Source organism: Mycobacterium sp. NPDC003323, from assembly GCF_053589535.1.
The window spans coordinates 267,250-288,860 of record NZ_JBSFSB010000002.1 but is presented as its reverse complement, the minus strand read 5'-3'; the positions used below and the strand labels follow the sequence as shown (position 1 = coordinate 288,860).

Genomic DNA, 21,611 nt, shown 5'->3' with positions numbered 1-21,611 from the left:
ATGACGAGTGGTCAGGAACGCGCGTCCTGGCTTCCCATGGTGGGACTGTTCCTTGCCCAGATGTTGATGTCGTTCAACGTTGCCGCGCTTCCGGTTTCGATCGGCGGCATGGTCGAGGACTTCGGCGTGCCACCCACCGCGGTGAGCACCGCGATCGTGACCTACGGGCTGGTGGTCGCGGCCCTGGTGATGGTGGGCGCCAAACTGGGCCAACGGATCGGCTGGATCGTCGTCTTCCGGGTGGTGGTCGCCGCGTTCGCCGGGTCCGCGCTGATGATGGTGCTGTCACCGTCGGTCGGCTGGGTGATCGCCGCGCAGGCGGTGGCGGGTGCCTCGGCGGCGATCATCGTGCCGTCGCTCGTCGCCCTGATCGCCGCGAATTACCGAGGCGAACAACAGGCTACGGCGGTCGGTTCGCTCGGTTCGGCGCGGGCCTTGTCCGGTGTCAGCGCATTCCTGATCGGTGGCACGCTCGGCACGTTCGTCGGATGGCGACCGGTGTTCCTCATCGTGCTGGCCCTCGCGATCGCGGTGTTCGTATTCAGCTTCCGGTTGCAGTCGGCCGCCGGTGACAAATCCGTGGACATCGACATCGTGGCGGCCCTGCTGATCGGCGTAGCCATCATGTCGCTGACCCTCGGCTTCAACAATCTGAACGGATGGGGCCTGCTGCAGGCTTCGGCCGACGCGCCGTTCGACCTGCTCGGCCTGTCACCGGCGCCGGTGCTGGTGCTGCTCGGAATCGTGCTGGGACAGGCCTTCTTCGTGTGGACGCGGCGGCGCACCGAGTCCGGCAAGGTGCCGCTGGTCAGCCTGTCCGTGCTCGGATCGCCCCGGGAACGCGCCGCGGTGTACGCCATGTTCATCGTCGTCGCGCTGGAGGCGGCCCTGAACTTCACGGTGCCGCTGTACATCCAGATCGTGCAGGGCCGCACACCTTTTGACACGTCCCTGGCGATGTTGCCGTTCAACCTGACGGTGTTCATCACCGCGACGCTGGTGGTGCGGTTCTACAAGCGATTCACCCCACGGGCCATCGGCGTCTTCTCCTTCACCCTGACCACCATTGCGTTGGTGTGGTTGTCGGTGGTCGTCACCAACAACTGGGAGACCGCGCCGACCATCATCGGTCTCATCGTCTTCGGTATCGGCCAGGGCGCCCTGGTCACCTTGGTGTTCAACGTCCTGGTGACCGCCGCGCCCAAGGAACTGGCCGGTGACGTCGGCTCGGTGCGCGGCACTACCCAGAACCTCGCCTCGGCGGTCGGTACCGCGATCGCCGGCGCCATGCTGGTCGGGATCCTGTCGCTCAACGTCGGTCAGGCGGTGATCAACGACGTCGAGATCCCGGACCGGCTGATCGCGCAGGTCGACCTCGACCAGGTCAACTTCGTCAGCAACGACCAGCTGCGCGAGGTGCTGTCCAGGACCGATGCGTCCGAGGCGGAGGTCGCCGCCGCCGTGCAGATCAACACCGACGCCCGGTTGCGGGCCCTCAAACTGGGACTGCTCATCCTGGCCGGTGTCAGCGTCGTCGCCATCCTGCCGGCATCCCGGCTGCCCGGCTACCGCCCGGACGAGATCCCCGAGAACGTCGGTGCCGCAACAGTTCCGGCCACCGGCGGTCCGCCGGAGCACTGACTCTCGATCGGAGGCCGTTGGCGGTAATGCGCACACATGCGAGGATGATGACACGGTCGGCGGGCGTCGATCCGAACGGAGTCCGGACATGGCGCGACCGCATCGGGTGGTGGTCCTCCTGCTCGAAGGGGCGCTGCCGCTGGACGTGGGGATCCCGGCCGAGGTGTTCCACCCGGAGACCGGATTTCCCTACGAGGTGACGGCGTGCGGGGTCACCGCCGGAACCGTGCCGTCGCACGGAAGCTTCGGTTACTCGGTCGCGCGGGGTCTGGAGGCGCTGGCCGATGCCGACACGGTCGTCGTCCCGGGCTACGCGCCGGCGGGTCGGCCGATACCGCCGGAGGTGGGTGAAGCGCTGCGCAGCGCGGCGGCGGGCGGGGCGCGCATGGTGTCGATCTGTTACGGCGCGTTCGCCCTCGCGGATGCCGGCCTGCTCGACGGGCTGCGGGCGACGACCCACTGGGATGCGGCGGATAAACTCGCGCAGCGCCATCCGCAGATCACGGTCGAGCCGAACGTGCTGTTCGTCGACGAGGGATCCGTCCTCACATCGGCGGGCGCCGCGGCCGGCCTGGATCTGTGCCTGCACATCGTCCGGCGCGACCTCGGCGTCAGCGCGGCCAACGAGATCGCGCGCGGACTCGTCACCGCGCCGTACCGGGCCGGGGGACAGGCCCAGTACCTGCCGAAGACCAGCTCGGAAGTCCACGGCGAATCCCTTGCCGCGACGCGTGAATGGGCGCTGACGCGGCTCGACCAGCAGCTCACGCTCGCCGCTCTGGCCGACCACGCGCGGATGTCACCGCGCACGTTTCTGCGTCGCTTCGCCGAGGAGACCGGTACCACGCCGCTGCAATGGATTCTGCGGGCGCGGGTCGACGCCGCCCGCGAACTGCTGGAGAGCACGAGGCTGCCGGTGGACCGCATCGCCGAAAACGTGGGCCTGGGAACGGGATCGAACCTCCGTCTGCATTTCCGCCGGCTGCTGGATGTATCGCCCTCGGAGTACCGCGCCACCTTCTGCGGGCGGAACTGACCGCCGCTACGAGGCGCGAGGGGGAAGGTCCACCGTCTCGCCCGCCACGTCGATGGCGACCTTGCCGCGCAGCGCATACGAGCGCCGGTCCTCCAGGAGTTCGTGTGCCTCACCGGTTCGGGCGAGTGGAAGGGTCGCCCCGATGACCGGCTTGACCAGACCGCGCTCGACGAGAGTGGTGAGTGCGTCGAGTTTTCCGCGGTTCTGCCGGGTGAAGACGAAGTGATACGCGGCGTTGCGGCCCCATGCCTCGATGAGGTTCTGCGGCTGGGCGATATCGACGATGCTGACCACACGTCCGGAGTCGGCGAGCGTCAGCGGGCTCCGGGTGAGGGCGTCGCCACCGATCGTGTCGTAGACGACGTCGACCCCGTTGCCGCGCGTGATCTCGGCGACGGCATCGACGTAGTCCGTGGACGCGTAGTCGATGGCCGCGTCCGCTCCGAGCGAGCGCACGAAGTCATGGTCGCCCGATCTCGCGGTGGTGATCACCCTTGCACCGATCGCCTTGGCGATCTGAATCGCGATGGTGCCGACACCGCCCGAGCCGCCATGGATGAGGATCGTCTCTCCCACGGTGAGCTGGGCCCGCGTCACCAGGGACTCCCAGACCGTTCCGCCGACGAGAGTCAGGCTGGCCGCCTCCAGGTGACTGACGTTGTCCGGCTTGCGGCCGACGAGGTCGACGTCGGCGACGTGCTGCTCGGCGTAGGAGCCGGGGCCACCGAAGATCTGAGGCGTGTAGTACACCGCGTCGCCGACGCCGAACTCCGTTACGTGGCTGCCGACTTCCTCGATGACGCCGGAGATGTCGTGCCCGATGATCGCCGGCAGCGGCACCAGCTCGGCGTAGTCTCCGCGACGGATTTGATAGTCGAGCGGGTTGACGGCGGTCGCATGGACGCGCACCCGCACCTGGCGGGGCCCGACGTCCGGTACGGGGACGTCGCGTAGCTCGAACGCATCAGACCCTCCGAAGCGGGTGAGCACGACAGCCTTCATCTGATCGGTCATGTACCTATTCCTCATCGTGGGTCTGCGTCCTTAACGCGTGAAGTCGGGCGGTTCTTCCAAGTGTCGACGGCGCGGCCGGTGCGTTCCAGTGGCGGGAATGCCAATATCCGCGAGGATAGTGACACGACGTGACGGTGCCGAGGTGGTCAGCGGCGAGTAGCGCCGGCGGCGCTGCGGTAATCGGGACGTCGCGATGTGGGCGAGACGGCCTGAAGTACCCTCTGATCTGCAACGCCCCCATAGCCCAATTGGCAGAGGCAGCGGACTTAAAATCCTCTGAACTGGATGTTTGTTGCGTTGGGTGTTGGCGATAGCTGTTAGCTGTACCGTCTCTAGCTGCGGATTTAGTGTTGGTGGTGTTGGTCGGCGCCAAGGCTGAATGGAAGCACTGCGGTATCGCCGAGTCCGTGTCCGCCGACTTCTGAGTCGCGAAGGACGACACCAGGCAACCCGAGCGAAGGTTGTGTTGCGGTGGTTTGGGAATGCCGAAGTCACCGGGGTTGGCTACCTTGATTGACTATCGGACACGCTTCTTGGGTACCGGACTCGGTTCGCACTGGACTGGTCGGCGTTGTGTGCTTCTATGAACGCGCAATACCGTGCGTGAGGCCATTTGGGGACGGCACATCGAACGTGGCCGAACCAGGAAGACTACGAAGATCCGGACCGTACCATCTAGACCGAAGGCGACTAAAGGCTTGGGGGAGGTGAACATGGCTGGGCTGGGCGAGCACATCACTGCGATGGTGCGCAGTCACGCTTCGGGTGACGACTCAGCCTTCTACGCCGTGGCTCTCCAGATTGCCGCGCGGGAGGCGAGGCAGGGGCACCACGTCCTCGCCAACAACATCAAGAAGGCTGTCGATTCGTCGCGAGAACGCGCGCCCCTGGCTAATGTAACCGCTCTGCCCCGGGTGCGCGGTGAGCTGAGCGAACTCGTCGAGCTGTCCAATCCACAGGTGAAGTTGCGGGAACTAGTTGCTCCGACTGAGCGGGTCGCGCAAATAAAGCAGATTCTTGCCGAGCAGCGACAGCGAAAAAATCTGCTCGAACATGGCTTCGCCCCGTCGCATCGGCTGCTCCTCGAAGGACCTCCTGGTACTGGGAAGACAATGACAGCGGCCGTTCTAGCGACGGAACTCTCGTTGCCGATGTACACGGTCCGACTCGACGGCCTACTGAGCAAGTTCATGGGAGAGACGGCTGCGAAGTTGCGCGTCGTGTTCGACGCCGTCGCAGCTGAACGAGCTGTCTATCTCTTCGACGAATTTGACGCGCTCGGGGCAGACCGGTCGGGGAACGACGTCGGCGAAGCGCGCCGGATACTGAACTCGTTTCTGGTGTTCCTTGAGAACTCGAGCCCGGAATCGATCGTGATCGCGGCAACGAACCACCGCGCCATTCTGGATAAGGCGTTGTTTCGTCGCTTCGACATGGTGATGGATTACACACTGCCTGATGCGCGTCAAGCAGTAACCGTGATGCGCGCTCGACTTGGTTCACTCGCCGCGAAAACGGATCTAGCCAAGCTCAGCAGCTATACCACCGGCTTGAGCCATGCTGACCTGGTGAAGGCTGCGGAGTCCGCGGCGAAGGCTGTGTTAATGCGAGGTGAGACCCAGGTGGAGCGAGATGACGTCATCGTGGCTCTGAAGGCACGACGATCGGCGACACTTGGCTGATGGGGGAGGCGCCGCCGGCGGAGGAGAACAGTACGACCATCTCTATGTACAGGGTTATTCCACGTCCGAAGAGTTCCGCCGCTATTCGGGCGGCGGTGGAGGTGGTTCGAGGCGGCGGACCGTCGATCGTATGTCCCATGGAGCCTCGCTCTATGGCGAGCTTGAGGACTCAATCACAGCTTCCGAAGCCGAGCGGACGACCGCAGCGATGCCCGACGAGGCCCTGCGTGCACAGGGCACGATCATCGTGCTTGAGGGCGAAGGCGCTGCGTATCCAATAAAACTTGATTCGCTCAACAGTCTGACTCGGCATCGGAAGGTGCCCAAGCGGCCGCGTTGGCTGCTTCTGTCGGTGCGGGAGGCAACAGCAACCGACCCTGAGCGCGCGACGGTGTGGGTGTCTGATGATCACCGTCCCGCTTTTATGAAGCTCTTTCAGGACTATCTTGCTGAGTCGACAGAAAAGGGGGAACCGAGGAACCAGGATCTGGTTGCGAACATCTCTCGTATCCGGACGGCAGTTCTCGCGGATCTGTGGACGTCGGAATCAGAGCCCCCGCGGAGAGGGCGGCATTGGTGGGAACTGTGGCTCGATACCGCCAGTGAGCACACCGACAAGATTCAGGGGTTCGCTGAGGCGCACCAGTTACGGATACTGCCCCGTTCATTCCGATTTCGAGACCGTGCGGTTTTCTGGATCGAGGCAACCTGGGCGGAGCTCGAGCCTCTTCCCTTCACTGTCGTCCCGTTGGCTGAGATCCGGCGACCGGAATTCATAGAAACAATTGAAGACCTTTCGGTCGCAGAACAGGAAGAGTACGTTTACGAACTCTCCGAGCGTATCGACGGTGCCGACGAAAATGCCCCTGCCGTATGCCATCTCGACACCGGAGTACTTCGCAGTCACGTGCTCCTGGCGGAGTCGCTTGCTCCGTCTGATCTACACACGATTATTGGAGTATCCGGCAATGACATGGATCGTCGGGGGCACGGCACGTCTATGGCCGGCCTTGCTCTCTTTGGTGACTTAGACGCAGCGTTTCAGAACGGCGATCGGGTCGTGCTGCGCCATCGTCTCGAGTCAGTGCGCATGAAACCGGGTCCCGGGGAAGGCATGCTGGATCCGTTGGACTATGGCAGCGCCACCGTTCAGGCGGTCGCGTTGCCGGAGGTCGCAAATGGGCGCAGACGCGTTTTCGCATTAACGCTCAGTACCACGGCAGATAACCCTGGAGAGCCAACGCTATGGTCTGCTGCCGTCGACGCTTTGGCGGTCGGGACGGACTCGGACCGGGAAGGTGATCAGTTCCAATTGATTTCTGCGCCAGATCCTGAAGCGTCAAGACTCATCGTTGTCGCGGCCGGCAATGTGGATTTCTACGCCGAGAATCACCTCGACAACTCCGACCTTGCGGCGATTGAAGACCCGGCGCAGGCATGGAACGCCCTGACTGTCGGTGCATACACCGACCTTGTGGGAGTCCCGCAACATCCGCAGTATTCCGGCTGGATGCCCTTGGCTGATCCTGGCGAGCTGTCGCCTCACAGTCGTACGTCGATGATGTTCAGTCACCGCAGGGCGCCGATTAAGCCGGACATCTGTATGGAGGGCGGCAATGTGCTCGCCGACGGTGCTCAGACTTTCGAGGACCGACTCCCCATTCTTTCCCTGCGCTCTACCAGCAACACAAGCGACATATCGCTGACATCCGCCAATGCCACGAGTGCCGCGACCGCTCAGGCTGCGAGGCTCGCCGCCTTGGCAATGGATCGATATCCCGATTATTGGCCTGAGTCGATCCGTGGCCTATTGACCCATGAAGCGGAGTGGACAGCCGCTATGGACCGCAGGATCAGGCCCCAACAGCCAAAGAAGATGCGGCTTGAGCAGTTGCGGCGTTATGGCTGGGGTGTGCCGGGAGCAGAATCAGTCCTCAACTCGACTCGGCGAGCTGTCACCCTGCTCACTCAAGACCAGTTTGTACCGTTTGAAGGTGCCGACTTCCGCATGAGGCAATTCCGGCTGCACACGTTGCCGTGGCCGCGTGAGGCGCTCGAGGATCTCGGCGGCGCCGATGTGCGACTGCGAGTCACCTTGTCTTACTTCATCGAACCCTCCGCCTCTCGTCGCGGATGGCGAAACCGCTACGCGTACGCCTCGCACTCACTGCAATTCGACCTGCAGGGGCAGCTTGAGACTCGCCAGGAGTTCATCAACCGCATCAATCGCGATGCGCAAGCGCAGGAAGATGGTGGGTCGGCGGCAACCACATCCGATCGCTGGCTCCTTGGCGAGCGCCAGCGTGGCCTCGGATCGCTACACCAGGATGAGTGGACTGGGACGGGAATTGAACTAGCGCAATGTAACTCGGTCGCGGTCTACCCCGTCGGCGGTTGGTGGAAGAATAATAGGCGACTGGATCGCCGCGACATTCCCGTGCGCTACGCACTCATTCTGTCGTTGCGCACCGCCGAGCAAGGTGTAGATCTCTACACGCCTATTGCAACCCAACTGGCGGTTCCAATCCCAACTCGGATTTCCGGAGCATGAGCAAAATTTCGATCAAGCTATTTGACGACGCTGCACGCATAGATGGCACTCCGGCGCGGTACAGGGAAAGCTCATACGACTTTCTGAATAGATCTGCTTGGCCTGAGGCCGAGAATATCCGGAATCTTCTGGAGAGCTGGTTCACCCTCTACCCAGCCACGGAAAAGCAGAAGCTGAAGAACGAGTTCATGAGCGCGACATACAGCAAGCATTTTGGCGCCTGGTGGGAACTCTACGTATTCGCGATGTACCGGGCGCTGGGCTATCAGGTGCAGGTGCATCCTGAGTTGCCGAACTCCAGCATTGACACACGTCCTGATTTTCTTGTTTCCGATGGATCTACAGCCGTCTACGTGGAGTGCACCGTTGTCTCCCCGCGGTCGCACTCCGGGGAGCAGGACTGGAGCGGCCAGGCATGGATCTACGACGCTATTAACGAGGTTAATGACCCCAATTTCTACATCGGATTGCGAATCGTAAACAGCGGAACACAACAACCTCGGGTAAGCGATATTACGCGACCCCTCAGATCGTGGTTGGCAGGGTTAGATGCGGACGCCGCCCCCACCTCCGATTTTCCGGCGCTCTGCCTGAACGCAAAGGATTGGGAACTAAGTTTCACCGCGTACCCCATAGCTCCAGCCAAGCGGACAGGCAACGGCCGCCTTCTCGGCATCCTCCCACCAAGCGGTACGTTCATTGTGAATGACGTCGACGTCCTCCATCGGGCATTAAGGGACAAGGGAGGGAAATACGGCGAAAGGCTTGACAAGCCACTCATTGTCGCTCTGGCCAGCGTAACCGGCTTCACGGATGAAGAGGATGTCACTGACGCTGTATTTGGACGAAAGACAATCGAATTCTCTGCGCCACCAACAAATTCGGCACGACTTGTCCGGCTTAAGAACGGGTATTGGCGACCCGCGGACGTCAACTCACCCCCACGCGGTGCTCGGGTTTCGGGTGTTCTCTTCGGGCAGCAACTGGGCCACCGCACTGTCGCTTCGGTGTTCCCGAAGCTGTGGGTCAATCCATGGGCGCACCACCCTCTAGCCACAACGGATCCGTTCGGAGTGGTGTCTGTGCAAGAAAGTGGAGAGACTTTTGAAACCCCGGGAGCTGGCAGCGCGGGCTTGTTCGGTTTGTCGAACTCTTGGCCGAGTTGAAGTGCCAACAGGTCGTGAAGGTGGTTGGCCTCGTCCGACCCGGACTCTTGTCTCTGCTATCTCGATTCACACGACAGAGCATTGGGGGATACATGGCAGGGGATGAAGAACAATCGGCAGCTGAGCCGGAGCGGGACTTGCCGTGGTACGCATCAAGATTTGATGTAGCTGCGGCCAGTGAAAGTCGATACATGATGTCTTTGGCAATCCGCGAGCAGTTGCAATGTGCGTCCTTCGGCGAGCTGCCCGAGGGCACTCCAAATGAGACCACTGCCGTGATTTGGGCTGTCGATTACAACATCGAAGTTATTGAAGAAGGCGGTAGTCGCCGAGCGCGCGTGCTCCCGAGGCATTCATTCGACGACGCACCTTATCCGCCGCCGGTGCGGGACGCCCCAGACGGGATAAAGGCGATATGGCGTGATCTTCTGCAGCTAGTGGGGTCTCCTGTTTCCCAAGCGCGCCTAGCTCACATCTTGTTTGAGATCGGTGGCCCGGAAAGGCATCTCGACGCCGCGCGCGCTATTGATGCATACCTAAAGGCCGCTCGAGACTGGGGCCGGCGGCTTGACGCTGTTGACGACCTCGGACTGGCTCTTCGTTTGGCACGTGCCATGGGTGACGAAGAGCGAACCAAGCTCGCTCTTGATGGCTTACTCGACGTCGCGGAGGCTCAGCTAAACGACACTGAGCCTCTAGCTGGACCTGTTCTTCGAGCCCTAAATCACGTAGTTGAAGAACCCCTCTGCCCGTCGCGCGTCGACGCGACACTCGAGCTGGCAGCGAAGCGGCTCCTAGACGCCGACCTTCGAGATCAAGCGCTCAGATTGATCCACAAGCGTTGTGCAGACGATAGCTGTCGGCGCGCTGTATGGGTGAGACGAGTCGACGCATACATTGAGATGTCGGCGGCGGCAGGGGGAATACTCCGGATGGTCTACTTACAGGACGCGCTGGCAATAGCGGAGGAATCCAACATTCCTGAACTTCGGCAACACGCGGCCGCCGCCTTGCAAGGAGTGCGTAACGAGGACCTGGGGCTCATTCGGTTCGAATCGAGCTCTACGTTGTATGAAGAGCTGTTCGAGCGCCTGCGGGACTCGTTTATTGCAGGGGCGACATGGCAACAGGCGCTCAGCTTTTTCGCGAATGCCGGCCCCTTGACCGGTGAGTTGGAATCCAACAGGGCCTTGGTCACCCAACTTCGCGCGGCAAGCCCACTTGTTTCGTTGATGCCGGTGACTCTCCTTGGGCCGGATAGGCTTCCAATTCTGACCGCAATTACCGAGGAGGAGAAGTACGCGTACGACCTGGTGAGGTGTGAACTCCAGCAACTTCAGAACTACCTTCGTCCGCTGGTTTCTGCGCTTCACACCATCGTCGAACGGTTCGGACTTCCCCCATCAGCCGAGTTAGCACTGTACCTCCGAACTATGCCCGGCATGACGGTGCAAGCCCTGGGCGGGATTGCAAGGGCGATGTATCGCTTTTGGGGTGGCGACAGCGAGGGCGCAATCTACACTTTGGTGCCTCAGATCGAGGCGCTGGTAAGGGAACTAATCCTGCGGACTAGTCACGGGATATATAAGCTGCGCAGCACACACAAACCCGGGCAGTTTCCGGGGTTGGGTGCCATGCTGCCGATCTTCTTCGAGGAATACGAAATCTCGGAATCGCGACAACGATTTCTGACGGCTGTTCTAACCGACCCGGCGGGACTCAACACTCGCAACTTGTTGTCGCATGGAATCAATGACTACGGCGATCCTGGTACCGCGGCGCTGCTAATCCATACAGCGCTTTCGCTCGCAACCGCCGAGCTTCGCCGGCCTTCCGCAGATGAGCACGCGTCGGGTATGGAAGAACTGAGTCCGCCCGATCCGGAATCTGAATAATCCAGCGGATGGCTCGGCGTGATCCGCATCCAGCCCAGTGTGCGATGGATAGGACGTCGACGATTGCGTTTCAGGCCGGAACGCTGGCGTTGGTACACACATCTTTCCTCGGGTCGTTCCTCGAGAGGACGGCTTCAGTGGGCTCGTCCAGAGTCGTGTACCTAGGCGTTGGCAAATTGTGTTGGCAGATTGTCTACGTGTTCGGTCCTCGCAGCGCTCGCACATTCCCATCCTTGGTCGCCGTTGGGACGGCTTTCAGGAATTTCGTCCGTCGATAAGCTGCGGGTTTACCGGCGCAGGGGTCGTATTCATTCGGGGTGAATACGCCTTCACGCTGGTCGGCATGTAGCGCCGGGTATTGCTCTGTTCGCTTTTCACCTCTCCTGGACCAGCACGTGAGGTGCGTCCTTAATGCCTCCTGGGTTGGTCTGACCGGGTCGCGGGTTTGTTGCTTTGGTGGGCCACCAGCTGGCTTCGCGTAGGAGTGTGGCGATGGCGGGCACGGTGAGGGTGCGCACGAGGAAGGTGTCGAGCAGCAGCCCGAAGCCGATGATGAGGCCGGCTTGGATCATGATGGCGACTGAGCCGACCATGAGGCCGAACATGCTGGCGGCGAATATGAGGCCAGCGGAGGTGATGACGGCTCCGGTGTTTGCCACGGTGCGCAGGACGCCGACGCGGATGTTGGTTCCGGATTCTTCGCGGAGCCGTGAGACGAGCAGCATGTTGTAGTCGGCGCCGACGGCGACGAGGATGATGAACGCCAGCAGCGGTACGGGCCAGGCGATTTCGTGGCCCAGTCCCCATTGGAAGACTACGACGCCGATGCCGAGTGATGCGAGGTAGTTGAGCACGACGGTGCCTAGTAGGTAGAGCGGTGCTAGGAGTGCGCGCAGTAGTAGGACCAGGATGACGCCGACGATGATGATGGTGGCGATGGCCAGTTGTGCGAAGTCGGCCCAGAGGAGTCGTTGGATATCGGAGTTGACGGCGGGGAAGCCGGCTACGGACACGGTGGCGTCGGCGAGTGACGTGTTGGGTCGTGCGGTGTTGGCGGTGTCGGTGATGCGGCTGGCGAGGTCCATGGCTTCAACGCTGTATGGGTCGTGGCTGCTTTCGATCATGAACCGCGCTGTTTTGCCGTCCGGTGAGAGGAATTGTTCGGCGACGTCGGTGAATTGCCGGTTCTCGAATGCGTTGGCGGGCAGGTAGAAACCGCTCGAGGAGTCGGAGTCGGCCGCTGCGCGCGAGGAGTTCTGTAGTTGGGTGGCGATCTGGCTCATGCCGGACAGCATTTCGATGTTGCTGTCGGCGAGGGTGCGGACGCCGGTGGCGAGTGCTTGGGCGCCGGAGGCCAGCTGTCCGATTCCGTCCTGCAATCGGCGGAGATTTGTGGTCAGGTCGGCGGGGTCACCCAGGGCTCCGAATGCCTTGTCCAGTGAGGCGACTGCGTTCTGGACGTTGGCGAGGGTGCCACCAACGGTGGCATTGGTGGCGGGATCGTAGCGGTCCCCGAGGTCGGCGATTTGGGTGAAGAATCCGTTGTCGCGCAGAGTGACCAGGATCTTCACCTGGTCGTGGATTTGGGCGCATTGTGGGGTGGTGGCGCACCAGGGTGAGGTGTTGAGGGCGCCGACGAGTGGGTCGAGTTGAGTGATTGCGTTTTGGGCTTGGTTGGCCAGCGGTCGTAGTCCTGGGCCGGATTGGATGGCTTGGTCGACGGCGGGGGCAGTGGCGGAAAGTTGTTGCAGCAGCGGCCGGAATTGGTTGACCTGAGTTCCTGCGGATTGGGCTTGGGTGAGGATTCCGGCTAGTGGTGTGAAGGCGGTGCGCACGGTGCTGTCGAGTTGGGCGAGGCCGTCGGCGAGCTGGTCGGCGCCGTCGGTGAGTTTGGTGAGGTCGTCTTTGCGGGAGTTGCCCTCGGCGACGGCGCCGGCCATTTTGTCGCCGATCTGGCCGTTCTGCCAGGCCAGTTCTGCTTGGTCGAGGCGCTCTCCGGTGGGGCGGGTGACTCCGGAAACCTTGGTGACGCCGGGGATCTGGGAGACGCGGGAGGCCATCTCGTCAAGATCGGCCAGTCCTTTGCCGGTCCGCATGTCGGTCGGATTTTCCACGACGAGGAATTCGCTGATGACGACGTCTTTGCGGAAGTGGCGGTCCAGCAGGTGGTAGCCCAGGTTGCTGGCCGTGGTGTCTGGTTGGCCCTTGCGGTCGTCGTAGCTGATTTTGATGGTTGCTGCCGCTGCCGACAGGGCGAGCAAGATGACCAGGCTGACGATGAGTAGTGGCACGGGACGGCGGACCACGGCGACGGCGACGCTGTTCCAGTAGCGGCGGGTGCGATCGGGTTTGGGTTCACCGATGCCGCGTTTGGCGGCTAGCGACAGCACCGGTGGCAGCAGGGTGACGGTGGCCAGAAATCCGAACAGTACGGCGATGGCACACGCGGGGCCAAGGGCGGCGAAGACGCTGAGCCGCGCGAAGACCATGGCCAGGAACGCGAGTGCGACGGTGGCGGCGGAGGCGAGGATGACGCGCCCGATGCTGGCGGTGGCGTGGATGATGGCCTGATCGGCGGGTACTTGGGCGCGGCGCTGTTCGTGGTATCGGCTGATCAGAAATACGGTGTAGTCGGTTCCCGCGCCGAGCAGGATCGCCGTCATGAAGGCGACGGTGAACTGGGAGACGGGCATGCCCATCTCGCCGAGGGCGGACAGCACGCCGCGCCCGACTGCCAGGCTCAGCCCGATTACTAGCAGCGGTAACAGCGCGGTGAACACCGACCGGTAGACGATCAGCAGGATCAGGGCGATCACGCCCGCGGTAGCGATTGAGATCAGCAGCAGGTCGTGCTCGGCGGATGCGATCATGTCGCTGAAGGTTGCCGGTGGTCCCGTCACTTGCACGGTCGTGGTCGAGCCGGTGAAGACCTCGGCGGCGATGTTGCGCACCGCGTTTACCGATTCGGCGGCCGTGGGGTCTCCGAGGGTGCCGGTGACACCTACGGGCAGGTACCAAGCTTTGCGGTCGGCGCTGACTGCCTGGGCTTCGGTAATCGGATCGGACAGTAGGTCCTGCACCAGCAGGACGTGGTTGCCTTCGCCCTGCAACCGGCGCACGAGTTCGCCGTAGCGCTGCCGTGCAGTCGGAGTCAAGCCATTGGGGTCTTCCATGGCGACGAACACCATGGTTTTTGAGCCTTCTTCGCCGAAAGCGGCGCTCATGCGGTCAACCGTCTGCAAGGACGGCGCATCGCGAGGGATGAGGTCCACCGACTGTTGGCGCACCACGGTTTCTAGCTGGGGGAACAGCAACGCGAGGACGACCGCGGCGCCTAGCCATACCCCGATGACCAGCGCTTTGTGTCGGAGGGTGAATCGGGCTAGCGCTGCCAACCGTTCGCTGTACTCGCGGGTTTCGGCCGGGTTGGGGGATCCGTTGTCCCGCTGGCCACGGCGCGTGGCCTGGCCTGGGGAATCTGCAGTGCCGTCGGTCACTGGGCCTCCACTAGTAGCGAATCGTAGCGATACTATCGGTATCGCTACGCTACCGCATGTAGTGCAAGTGGTGGCGGGGCCGTCGTCGCCAGGCCGCGCAAAGCGCGCGGCTGGCGAAGGGGCCGGCGACCGCTATCGAGTCGGGACCGGGCCGACGGTCGCAGTGGGCAGAGGAATGATCGAACACTCAGTGGGTTTCTGGAAGCCAGGGCTGACGCTGTAAGTCGACGACACTGGCCTTGGATGCCGTTCAGGGTCTTGCTGTTGCTGTTCTCGGACGTTGGTCGTCGGGCGCACGCACGGCCACATCGCGTAGCGGGGCCGCTAGCTCTAGGTTTGCGCTTCGGTTGTGGCCGACTGGCCCGTGTTCTGCAGCAGCACGTAATTGCCTAGGCTGCCCAGGAAACCTGCGCAGTGCTGAACGAGTTCATCTGTGGTGAATTCCAGTTCTCCGTCGAGTCGGCGGCGCAAGACTTCGAATAGCCCTCCCACGCCCAAGGTCGAAGCCAAATGGGCAACCCCCACGGCAGAGTCGGCGATGTCGAGGTGAAGTCTGGCTTCGCGCAAGACAAGGTCGGTGAAACCTGCCATTAGTTCGCTGCGTAGCTCTCGGAGCAGCGGCTCGGTTGCAGATTCCACGAACAGGATCCGACCCAGCCGCGGGTCGTTGTCGATCATGCCGACCAGCCTGCGGATTGGCGCGTACGCCAATACCTCCGGTGGCTCGCCGGCATCGGGGATCGCGTCGACTATCACCTCCTGGAAGGTGGCATAGAGCTGCTGGTAGACAGCCCGCAGGAGTGCGTCTCGGTCGGAGAAGTGCTGGTAGAAGTACCGTGACGTGACACCCGATTCAGCGCAGACGGCAGTCACAGTGGCGGCGGCAACGCCGCGCGTGCCGATCAACTCCGTTGCGGCCTCGATGAGACGGGTGCGCCGGTTCCGGTGACGCTCCTCGGCGGACATTCCGCTATACACCCGCGCCGAAACCACGTGGATAGCTTGCCATCTAATTCTGACAAGGCTTAGAGTCAGATTGACAGCGCGTCCTTGGCGAATGGGAGAACAACATGAGCGACGATTCGTCCACACGGCCCACCGCACGGGTCGTCCCGAAGCCCCGCCGTGTTCGATTCGATATGCCTGCTGGGACCAGTCGGCAGCACTTCGTTGATGGCGACTTGGTGATGAGCCACTTTGTGTCCACCTTGTCGGCCACGTTCCCCGAAGGCGAAGACTTCTTTATCCGGTCAGTCCGCGAGTACCGGGACCACATCAGCGACGCTGACCTCAAGGAGGCGGTCAAGGGGTTTATCGCACAAGAGGCCACCCACCGACACCAGCATCGGCTGCTCAACGATCGGCTTCAAGCAATGGGCTATCCCACCGAGGGGATCGATCGGCATGTCAAGAAGCTGGTTGGCCGACTTGAGAAGCGTTTTTCTCCCAAGATGCGCCTGGCTGTGACGGCCGCCCTCGAGCACTACACGGCGACATTCGCCGAGATCATTCTCACCAGCGACGAAGCTCAAGAACTGATCGGCGACACCGAAGTGCGGCCTATTCTGCTCTGGCACGCACTGGAAGAATGCGAGCATAAGGCCGTTGCTTTCGATGTCTACGAGACGGTCGGTGGAAGCGAACGCACCAGGGTCTGGGGGATGCGGATCGCCAGCCTCCTCTTGTTCAGCGAGTTGGTCATCCAGACCACCCGCTCTCTGGCTGGTGACCGTTCCGCCTACAACCCGGTGCGCTTGCTGCGCAGCCTTCGAGCCTTCCGTCATAACCCGCTATTCAGCCCAGCAGCAATTGCGCGCTTTCGCTCCTACACCCGCGCCGGATTTCATCCCGACGACTGGGACAGCGCAGAAATCCTCGAACGCTGGACCAAGGAACTCTTCGACGCCGATGGTGGCCAGCAAGTGCGTAGTGGCGTCTAGCTCGACCAGAGCCCGGCACAGTTCAAAGTCGGCCTTAACCGAAGAACACTTCATGGGCTCCGCTTCGCGCGCTGTGAAGTCAAGATCGGTTCTGACTACTGGCCGATCGATGGTGCTCGACCAACGTCGCGACCTACAGGAGGTTCCGGCCGAGGAACTCGGTGACGGCGCAGCCGAAGGCGTCGTTGTCGTCGCCGGCGATCATGTGTCCGGTGCCGGATACGTCGACGGTCTCGGCGTGGGGAACCAGTTGCTTGAACTCGTCGACGGTGGCTTGGGAGACCACGTCGGACAAGAGGCCCCTTACGAGAAGTGTTGGGGCATTGACCCGTCGGGCTCCGTCGATCAGCAGGTGGCTGATTGCGTCGAATTGCTCCGTTCCCGTGGTCGATTCGTCGCGGAGAAAGTCGAAGTTGGAGTGAATGAATGCCGGGTCCCACCGCCAGATCCAGCGGCCGTCGTGACGCTGCCGTAGCACCTTGCGCAGGCCGTCGACGTTGGCCGGGCGCGAGCGATGGGGGTTGTACGCGGCGATCACCTCTGCGGCGTCAGAGAGGGTGCTAAAGCCATCGGGATGTGCGGCCATGAACGTCACCACGCGACGGGCGCCCTGGAATTCAAGTCGCGGGGTGACGTCGACCAGGACGACCGCCGCCCACGACGCCCCGGATGTCAACAGATGCGTGCCGAGCACGGTCATGCCCCCAAGGGATGCACCTACGACCGCAGGGGCGGTATAGGCGCTGAAGTGCTCGCGCACGGCGAGAAGATCGGTCGCGAGTCGCTCGATGTCGTACCTGCCGGCTGGGTCCCAGTCGCTGTCGCCGTGACCGCGGGTGTCGTAGGCGACGACTGTGTATCCGCATGCGTGGAGGCGACGCGCTGAAGTGCTCCACGCGTGCCGGTTCTGGCCGCCGCCGTGCAGGAGCAGCACGACGGGACGGGCGTCATCGTGGCCGTAGCAGTCCGCAGCCAGGGCGATCCCGTCCTGGGTTCGGACCCGATGCTGCACGGCGGAGGTCATGACACCTTCCTGGCGAGATCGTCGTCCGCCCGAAGCGTGGGCCCGGCAGCAAGCGCCTTCATAGTGCGTTGCCCGCGGCGTTCACGATCGTGACCGTGCCCTGGGCTACGCAGACGGCTTTGTCGCCGTTGCTAATGTCGATGCGCGCCACTCCACTGCGCTTGCCCAGCGACACGATGTCGGTGACGGCGACACACACACCGGTGGACACGGGTCGCAGCAAATTTAGCTTGAATTCGGTGGTGGCGACCCATGATCCGGCCGGAATGACGGGGTAGAACACGACTCCGAGACAGTGGTCGACCATCGCCGATAGACATCCGCCGTGCAGGGTGCCGAAGGGTGTGAGCAGTTCGGCGCGGGTTTCCATCTCTGCCACCAGCCGACCGGCGGCGAGTTCGGTGTGCCGAAAGCTCAGAAACCTCGACAGTCCACCTGCTGTGTTCGGCGATCTGAGCAGCTGGTCGGCGATCTGCTCATCGAAGTGCGCGAATGTCACTGCCACCACCATGCCCCTTTCTCCTGTCCGGTCATGGGTCGATCACCGTTCGAGCCCGCGAATCGTTTGAGCATGTCGCCGAATGCGCCGAGGTCGCCGTGCGCGGCGGAGTGCTCGATATCGACGGCGATGAAGAACCTGGCCGCGCGGTGATGCACACGACGCGTCGTCGAGGAGGGGCACGGGCTAGACCGGTGTGGTCCAAGTGATGGGCAGCGATGTGTAGCCGCGGATCGGTCCGGACCGCAGCCGCCGCGCCGATTCAAGATCGACCTCCCAGTCGGGCACCTTGTCCAACAGAGCATCCAGAGCGATGCGGGCCTCCATCCGCGCCAGTGCCGCGCCCAGACAGAAGTGGATGCCGCGACCGAAGGCGACCTGGTGCTCACTGGTGCGCTCGATGTCGAACACGTCAGGATCGGGGAAGGCGCGCTCGTCGCGGTTGGCCGACCCGAACAGCAGCAGCACCTTCTCACCTTGACGCATGGTCGTGTCGTGCAGTGTGACGTCGCGGGTCAGGGTTCGTGAAAGTCCCTGTGCCGGTGAGTCGTAGCGCAGCAACTCCTCAACTGCCGGCCCCAATAGTGTTCGATCGGCGGCCAGGCGTCGGCGGGTCTGCCGATGCTGGGCCAGCACGACCGCGGAGTTCCCCAGCAGATTGGTGGTGGTCTCGTAGCCCGCGACGAGCAGCAGCGCGCAGAAGCCGAGGACTTCCTCGTCGGTCAGTCTGATCCCGTCGACTGTGGCGTTCGCCAACGCCGACATCATGTCCTCGCGGGGGGTTTGGCGGCGGTCGGCGAGGAAGTCGGTGAAGTAGGCGTAGATCGAGGTGGCGGCGGTCAGTGCGTCGGTGGTTTGTCCGTGGTTGACGTCGACCTGGACCAGTTGGCTCGACCACAATCGGAACTGATCACGATCGGTGGCGGGAATGCCCAGTAGATCGGCGATCACCGCGGCGGGCAGGATCGCGGCGAAGTCGGTCACGAAGTCCGCCGAACCAGAGCCCTCGTCGAGGCGCTCGAACAACTCCGCGGCCATCTGTGTGATGGCGCCCTGCAGCCCGGCCACCCGCCGGGGAGTGAACGCCCGGCTCACCAGGGCACGCAACTGGTCGTGGCGCGGAGGGTCCATCACGATCATCATCGGCAGGAACGAGCCGATGAAGTCCGATCCCGGTGGGGTGGGGAAGATGCCGTCCACCGAGGAGTACGTGCCGTGATCCAGTGCTGCGGCCTGGACGTCGGCGTGCCGGCTCAACACCCAGGTATGGGATTCCTCGGCGCGGTACACCGGAGCCGTGTCACGCAACGACCGATACGTCGGATAGGGGTCGTTGAGAATCGAGGCGTCGAACGGGTCGTAACGAATTTGCACCGAGACCACCAAGACCTCCGACCACCAAAGTAACGACGGTTTAGACTCGCAGTCTAAACCGGCCGAACGGGACAGGGGGGCAATGCGCAAGATTCCACGTCAGATCTCTGACCGGCTTCCCGCCGCGGCGGACTTGTTCGCCGAGAAGGGGCTCAACGACTCCAAGATCGAAGACGTCGCCGCGGTGACCGGTGTGCCGAAAGCGACGCTGTACTACTACTTCGCCGGTAAAGAGGACATCCTTGCTTTCCTGCTCGAAGACCTCCTCAAGGACATCTTCGATGCTGTGACCGCGATCGTGCACACCGGCGGCACCGGTGCCGAACGCCTCGAACTCGTGATCCGCGCACAACTGCGGGCAATGGCGCAGCGGCCAGCGGTATGCCGTGCACTCATCGGCGAATTGGGACGAGCGGCCCGCATGCCGGCTATCGCCGAGATGATCAATACCGCCTACCAACAACCCGTCGAAACCCTGCTCATCGAAGGGGCCCGCGACGGATCCCTCGTCGCTCAGCCCGATGCGCGATCGACGTCGATTGCGCTGTTCGGCGCGGTCACCATCAATGCACTCATGTACCTGGTCACCGATAACCACCTCGACGAGACGGTGGTCGCCAGCACCCTCAGCGCCGTCATATTCGACGGGCTGCGCCCGCGCACAGGAGACCAGTCATGAGCACCTACGGCCTGTCGGTTCTCGGCGCGGATCTGAAGTCACTGGCCCAGACCGCCCAGGCCGCTGATGCGGCCGGGTTCGACGCCGTATGGGCCTCGGAGTTCTATTCTCGGTCCGGATCGATCTCCATGGCCGCGATGGCCAACAGCACCCAGAACTGTCGGATCGGTTCCTCCATTCTCTACGGCGTCGGCCGAAGCCCCCTGGTGCTGGCCACCGAGGCGCGCGACCTCGACGAACTCTCCAACGGACGACTGGTACTCGGCATCGGCAACGGCACCAAACGGATGATGGGCGACTGGCACGGCGTGCCCGACACCTCCGCACCCGCCCTGCGGATGGAAGAACTCGTGATGCTGCTGCGCCGGATATGGAACCTGCATGAAGGCCCGATCCATCACGAGGGCCGTTTCTACAGAATGAATCTCACCCCGACCGGCGACGTGGGACCCTCCAGCAGGCCGATCCCGATCGTCACTGCCGGTGTCCGGCCCCGGATGTGCGAGGCGGCCGGGCGGGTGGCCGACGGCCTAGCCGGACATCCGCTGTTCACAACCACCTACGTCGAAGAGGTCGTCCGGCCCGCTATCGCCAGGGGCGCCGCGCACACCGGCCGCGACCCCAATGACGTGGAAATCATTTCCATGGTGATGTGCGCCATCCACGACGACGCCGAGGTCGCCAGGCGCGAACTGGCGCAGCAGATTGCGTTCTACTCCTCGGTCAAATCCTACGAGACGGTACTCGATGTGAACGGCTTCGCCAGCGAAGGCCGAGCCATCCGGCAAGCATTCGCCCAGCGCGATTTCCCGGCGATGTTCGCCGCTGTGTCCGAGGAGATGATCGACGCCATGGGTGTCGCCGGGACGGCGCACGAGGTCCGTGAACAATTGAGACGGTACAACGGCGTCCTCGACCACATCATGCTGTATTCACCATCGGTCGGCATCACTGCCGAACGCGTGCAACAAAACCTCGACAGCATCATCCGGGAATGCTCGCCCGCCTCGATGTCGCCAGGGCGGTCCTGTCCACGTTCAACCTGATCCACGTATTGCCGCCCAAGTCGACCCGTCGCAGTGTCCGCGGCCGGATTAGTGGGTCTGCCGCGCCGACCCCGCCGATGATTGCCTGACGCTGTTGACGATGTTGGCGTCGTCGGTGTCGGGGAGGTCATGGCGGACCACGCGTACCCGTCCTTGAGGTAGACAGGCCATGTAGCCGTGGCGCATGCCATAGAGCTCCCACGCTGTCTGTTCAGCGTCGGGATCGACATCGATGCGATGTCCGCGCGAGAAGCTCAGGTGTAGCCCTCCATCGTCGCTGGACCAGGCCTGGGTGCACAGTGCGCCGGCGAGGTTCAGCAGCGGGCGTTCGTGGGTCGCGATCCTGAGGGGGTCAATACGCACCGCCTCGATGGGGTAGGTGCCGACGGCAGGAAGCGTCAATAGTAGGGGGCAGGAGATGACGATTTCGTTGTAATCATCGAGATCCAGAACCAGGCCGCCGTGCAGCGAGAGGCGTTGTACGACAAGGTTTTCGATCCATTGGGTGTACATGGCAGTCTCTTTTCGACGCATCGTTGAGCCGTATCCCCAAAGAGTACGCCAAGT

The 21,611-nt window shown here is 62.8% G+C and carries 17 protein-coding genes; 9 read left to right on the top strand and 8 right to left on the bottom strand.

The features are described from left to right. Both ACWDUN_RS08135 and ACWDUN_RS08130 read left to right on the top strand, forming a co-directional pair. Positions 1-1,641, top strand: a complete 1,641-nt coding sequence (locus tag ACWDUN_RS08135; protein WP_449927078.1) for an MFS transporter — start codon at positions 1-3, stop codon at positions 1,639-1,641. An 88-nt stretch (positions 1,642-1,729) separates the two neighbouring features. Then, entirely contained in the window at positions 1,730-2,677 is a 948-nt protein-coding gene (locus tag ACWDUN_RS08130; RefSeq protein WP_449927075.1) for a GlxA family transcriptional regulator, read from the top strand. A gap of 6 nt (positions 2,678-2,683) precedes the next feature. Here the strand turns inward: ACWDUN_RS08130 and ACWDUN_RS08125 are convergent, their stop codons facing one another. Then, entirely contained in the window at positions 2,684-3,691 is a 1,008-nt protein-coding gene (locus tag ACWDUN_RS08125) for a zinc-dependent alcohol dehydrogenase family protein (RefSeq protein ID WP_449927072.1), read from the bottom strand. Positions 3,692-4,404: 713 nt separating this feature from the next. Between ACWDUN_RS08125 and ACWDUN_RS08120 the strand changes: the two genes are divergently transcribed. The 4 genes from ACWDUN_RS08120 (at position 4,405) to ACWDUN_RS08105 (ending at position 10,985) form a co-directional block, all read left to right on the top strand. Beyond that, positions 4,405-5,373, top strand: coding sequence for an AAA family ATPase (locus ACWDUN_RS08120; protein ID WP_449927069.1), 969 nt, complete (start codon positions 4,405-4,407; stop codon positions 5,371-5,373). A 130-nt stretch (positions 5,374-5,503) separates the two neighbouring features. Beyond that, on the top strand, positions 5,504-7,924 hold the full coding sequence (locus ACWDUN_RS08115; RefSeq protein WP_449927066.1) for a S8 family peptidase: 2,421 nt from the start codon (positions 5,504-5,506) through the stop codon (positions 7,922-7,924). Then, positions 7,921-9,090 carry a hypothetical protein gene (locus ACWDUN_RS08110; RefSeq protein WP_449927063.1) on the top strand — a complete coding sequence of 390 codons (1,170 nt, stop codon included), beginning with the start codon at positions 7,921-7,923 and terminating at the stop codon, positions 9,088-9,090. Before ACWDUN_RS08115 ends, ACWDUN_RS08110 begins: the two co-directional genes overlap by 4 nt. A gap of 92 nt (positions 9,091-9,182) precedes the next feature. Next, positions 9,183-10,985 (top strand): hypothetical protein, encoded by a 1,803-nt coding sequence (locus ACWDUN_RS08105; RefSeq protein ID WP_449927061.1) that lies wholly within the window; start codon positions 9,183-9,185, stop codon positions 10,983-10,985. Positions 10,986-11,359: 374 nt separating this feature from the next. On the opposite strand, the gene ACWDUN_RS08100 is transcribed toward ACWDUN_RS08105, so the two are convergent. Continuing rightward, a complete protein-coding gene (locus tag ACWDUN_RS08100) occupies positions 11,360-14,482 on the bottom strand; it encodes an MMPL/RND family transporter (RefSeq protein ID WP_449927058.1) in 3,123 nt (1,040 codons plus the stop codon). Positions 14,483-14,812: 330 nt separating this feature from the next. After that, positions 14,813-15,448 (bottom strand): TetR/AcrR family transcriptional regulator, encoded by a 636-nt coding sequence (locus ACWDUN_RS08095; RefSeq protein WP_011856886.1) that lies wholly within the window; start codon positions 15,446-15,448, stop codon positions 14,813-14,815. Positions 15,449-15,552: 104 nt separating this feature from the next. Between ACWDUN_RS08095 and ACWDUN_RS08090 the strand changes: the two genes are divergently transcribed. Next, positions 15,553-16,422, top strand: a complete 870-nt coding sequence (locus ACWDUN_RS08090; RefSeq protein WP_011856885.1) for a metal-dependent hydrolase — start codon at positions 15,553-15,555, stop codon at positions 16,420-16,422. A 133-nt stretch (positions 16,423-16,555) separates the two neighbouring features. Here the strand turns inward: ACWDUN_RS08090 and ACWDUN_RS08085 are convergent, their stop codons facing one another. Genes ACWDUN_RS08085 through ACWDUN_RS08070 form a run of 4 tightly spaced genes read right to left on the bottom strand, consistent with a single transcriptional unit; the run spans position 16,556 to position 19,328 of the window. Beyond that, a complete protein-coding gene (locus ACWDUN_RS08085) occupies positions 16,556-17,446 on the bottom strand; it encodes an alpha/beta fold hydrolase (RefSeq protein ID WP_011856884.1) in 891 nt (296 codons plus the stop codon). Between the two features lie 58 nt (positions 17,447-17,504). Further along, on the bottom strand, positions 17,505-17,957 hold the full coding sequence (locus tag ACWDUN_RS08080; RefSeq protein ID WP_011856883.1) for a PaaI family thioesterase: 453 nt from the start codon (positions 17,955-17,957) through the stop codon (positions 17,505-17,507). Then, positions 17,942-18,103 carry a hypothetical protein gene (locus tag ACWDUN_RS08075; RefSeq protein ID WP_156442342.1) on the bottom strand — a complete coding sequence of 54 codons (162 nt, stop codon included), beginning with the start codon at positions 18,101-18,103 and terminating at the stop codon, positions 17,942-17,944. Before ACWDUN_RS08075 ends, ACWDUN_RS08080 begins: the two co-directional genes overlap by 16 nt. Positions 18,104-18,131: 28 nt before the next feature. Continuing rightward, on the bottom strand, positions 18,132-19,328 hold the full coding sequence (locus ACWDUN_RS08070; protein WP_011856882.1) for a cytochrome P450: 1,197 nt from the start codon (positions 19,326-19,328) through the stop codon (positions 18,132-18,134). A gap of 73 nt (positions 19,329-19,401) precedes the next feature. Here ACWDUN_RS08070 and ACWDUN_RS08065 point away from each other — a divergent pair, with 73 nt between their 5' ends. Then, a complete protein-coding gene (locus tag ACWDUN_RS08065; RefSeq protein ID WP_449927048.1) occupies positions 19,402-19,998 on the top strand; it encodes a TetR/AcrR family transcriptional regulator in 597 nt (198 codons plus the stop codon). Beyond that, entirely contained in the window at positions 19,995-21,044 is a 1,050-nt protein-coding gene (locus ACWDUN_RS08060; RefSeq protein ID WP_011856880.1) for an LLM class flavin-dependent oxidoreductase, read from the top strand. Before ACWDUN_RS08065 ends, ACWDUN_RS08060 begins: the two co-directional genes overlap by 4 nt. Before the next feature lie 48 nt (positions 21,045-21,092). Here the strand turns inward: ACWDUN_RS08060 and ACWDUN_RS08055 are convergent, their stop codons facing one another. Further along, positions 21,093-21,557, bottom strand: a complete 465-nt coding sequence (locus ACWDUN_RS08055; protein WP_449927046.1) for a DUF6188 family protein — start codon at positions 21,555-21,557, stop codon at positions 21,093-21,095. Positions 21,558-21,611: the final 54 nt, after the last annotated feature.

Coding starts and splice junctions, on each gene's coding strand:
- ACWDUN_RS08135 (WP_449927078.1), top strand. CDS start 1: ATGACGAGTGGTCAGGAACGCGCGTCCTGGCTTCCCATGGTGGGACTG.
- ACWDUN_RS08130 (WP_449927075.1), top strand. CDS start 1,730: ATGGCGCGACCGCATCGGGTGGTGGTCCTCCTGCTCGAAGGGGCGCTG.
- ACWDUN_RS08125 (WP_449927072.1), bottom strand. CDS start 3,691: ATGACCGATCAGATGAAGGCTGTCGTGCTCACCCGCTTCGGAGGGTCT.
- ACWDUN_RS08120 (WP_449927069.1), top strand. CDS start 4,405: ATGGCTGGGCTGGGCGAGCACATCACTGCGATGGTGCGCAGTCACGCT.
- ACWDUN_RS08115 (WP_449927066.1), top strand. CDS start 5,504: ATGTCCCATGGAGCCTCGCTCTATGGCGAGCTTGAGGACTCAATCACA.
- ACWDUN_RS08110 (WP_449927063.1), top strand. CDS start 7,921: ATGAGCAAAATTTCGATCAAGCTATTTGACGACGCTGCACGCATAGAT.
- ACWDUN_RS08105 (WP_449927061.1), top strand. CDS start 9,183: ATGGCAGGGGATGAAGAACAATCGGCAGCTGAGCCGGAGCGGGACTTG.
- ACWDUN_RS08095 (WP_011856886.1), bottom strand. CDS start 15,448: ATGTCCGCCGAGGAGCGTCACCGGAACCGGCGCACCCGTCTCATCGAG.
- ACWDUN_RS08090 (WP_011856885.1), top strand. CDS start 15,553: ATGAGCGACGATTCGTCCACACGGCCCACCGCACGGGTCGTCCCGAAG.
- ACWDUN_RS08085 (WP_011856884.1), bottom strand. CDS start 17,446: ATGACCTCCGCCGTGCAGCATCGGGTCCGAACCCAGGACGGGATCGCC.
- ACWDUN_RS08080 (WP_011856883.1), bottom strand. CDS start 17,957: ATGGTGGTGGCAGTGACATTCGCGCACTTCGATGAGCAGATCGCCGAC.
- ACWDUN_RS08065 (WP_449927048.1), top strand. CDS start 19,402: ATGCGCAAGATTCCACGTCAGATCTCTGACCGGCTTCCCGCCGCGGCG.
- ACWDUN_RS08060 (WP_011856880.1), top strand. CDS start 19,995: ATGAGCACCTACGGCCTGTCGGTTCTCGGCGCGGATCTGAAGTCACTG.
- ACWDUN_RS08055 (WP_449927046.1), bottom strand. CDS start 21,557: ATGTACACCCAATGGATCGAAAACCTTGTCGTACAACGCCTCTCGCTG.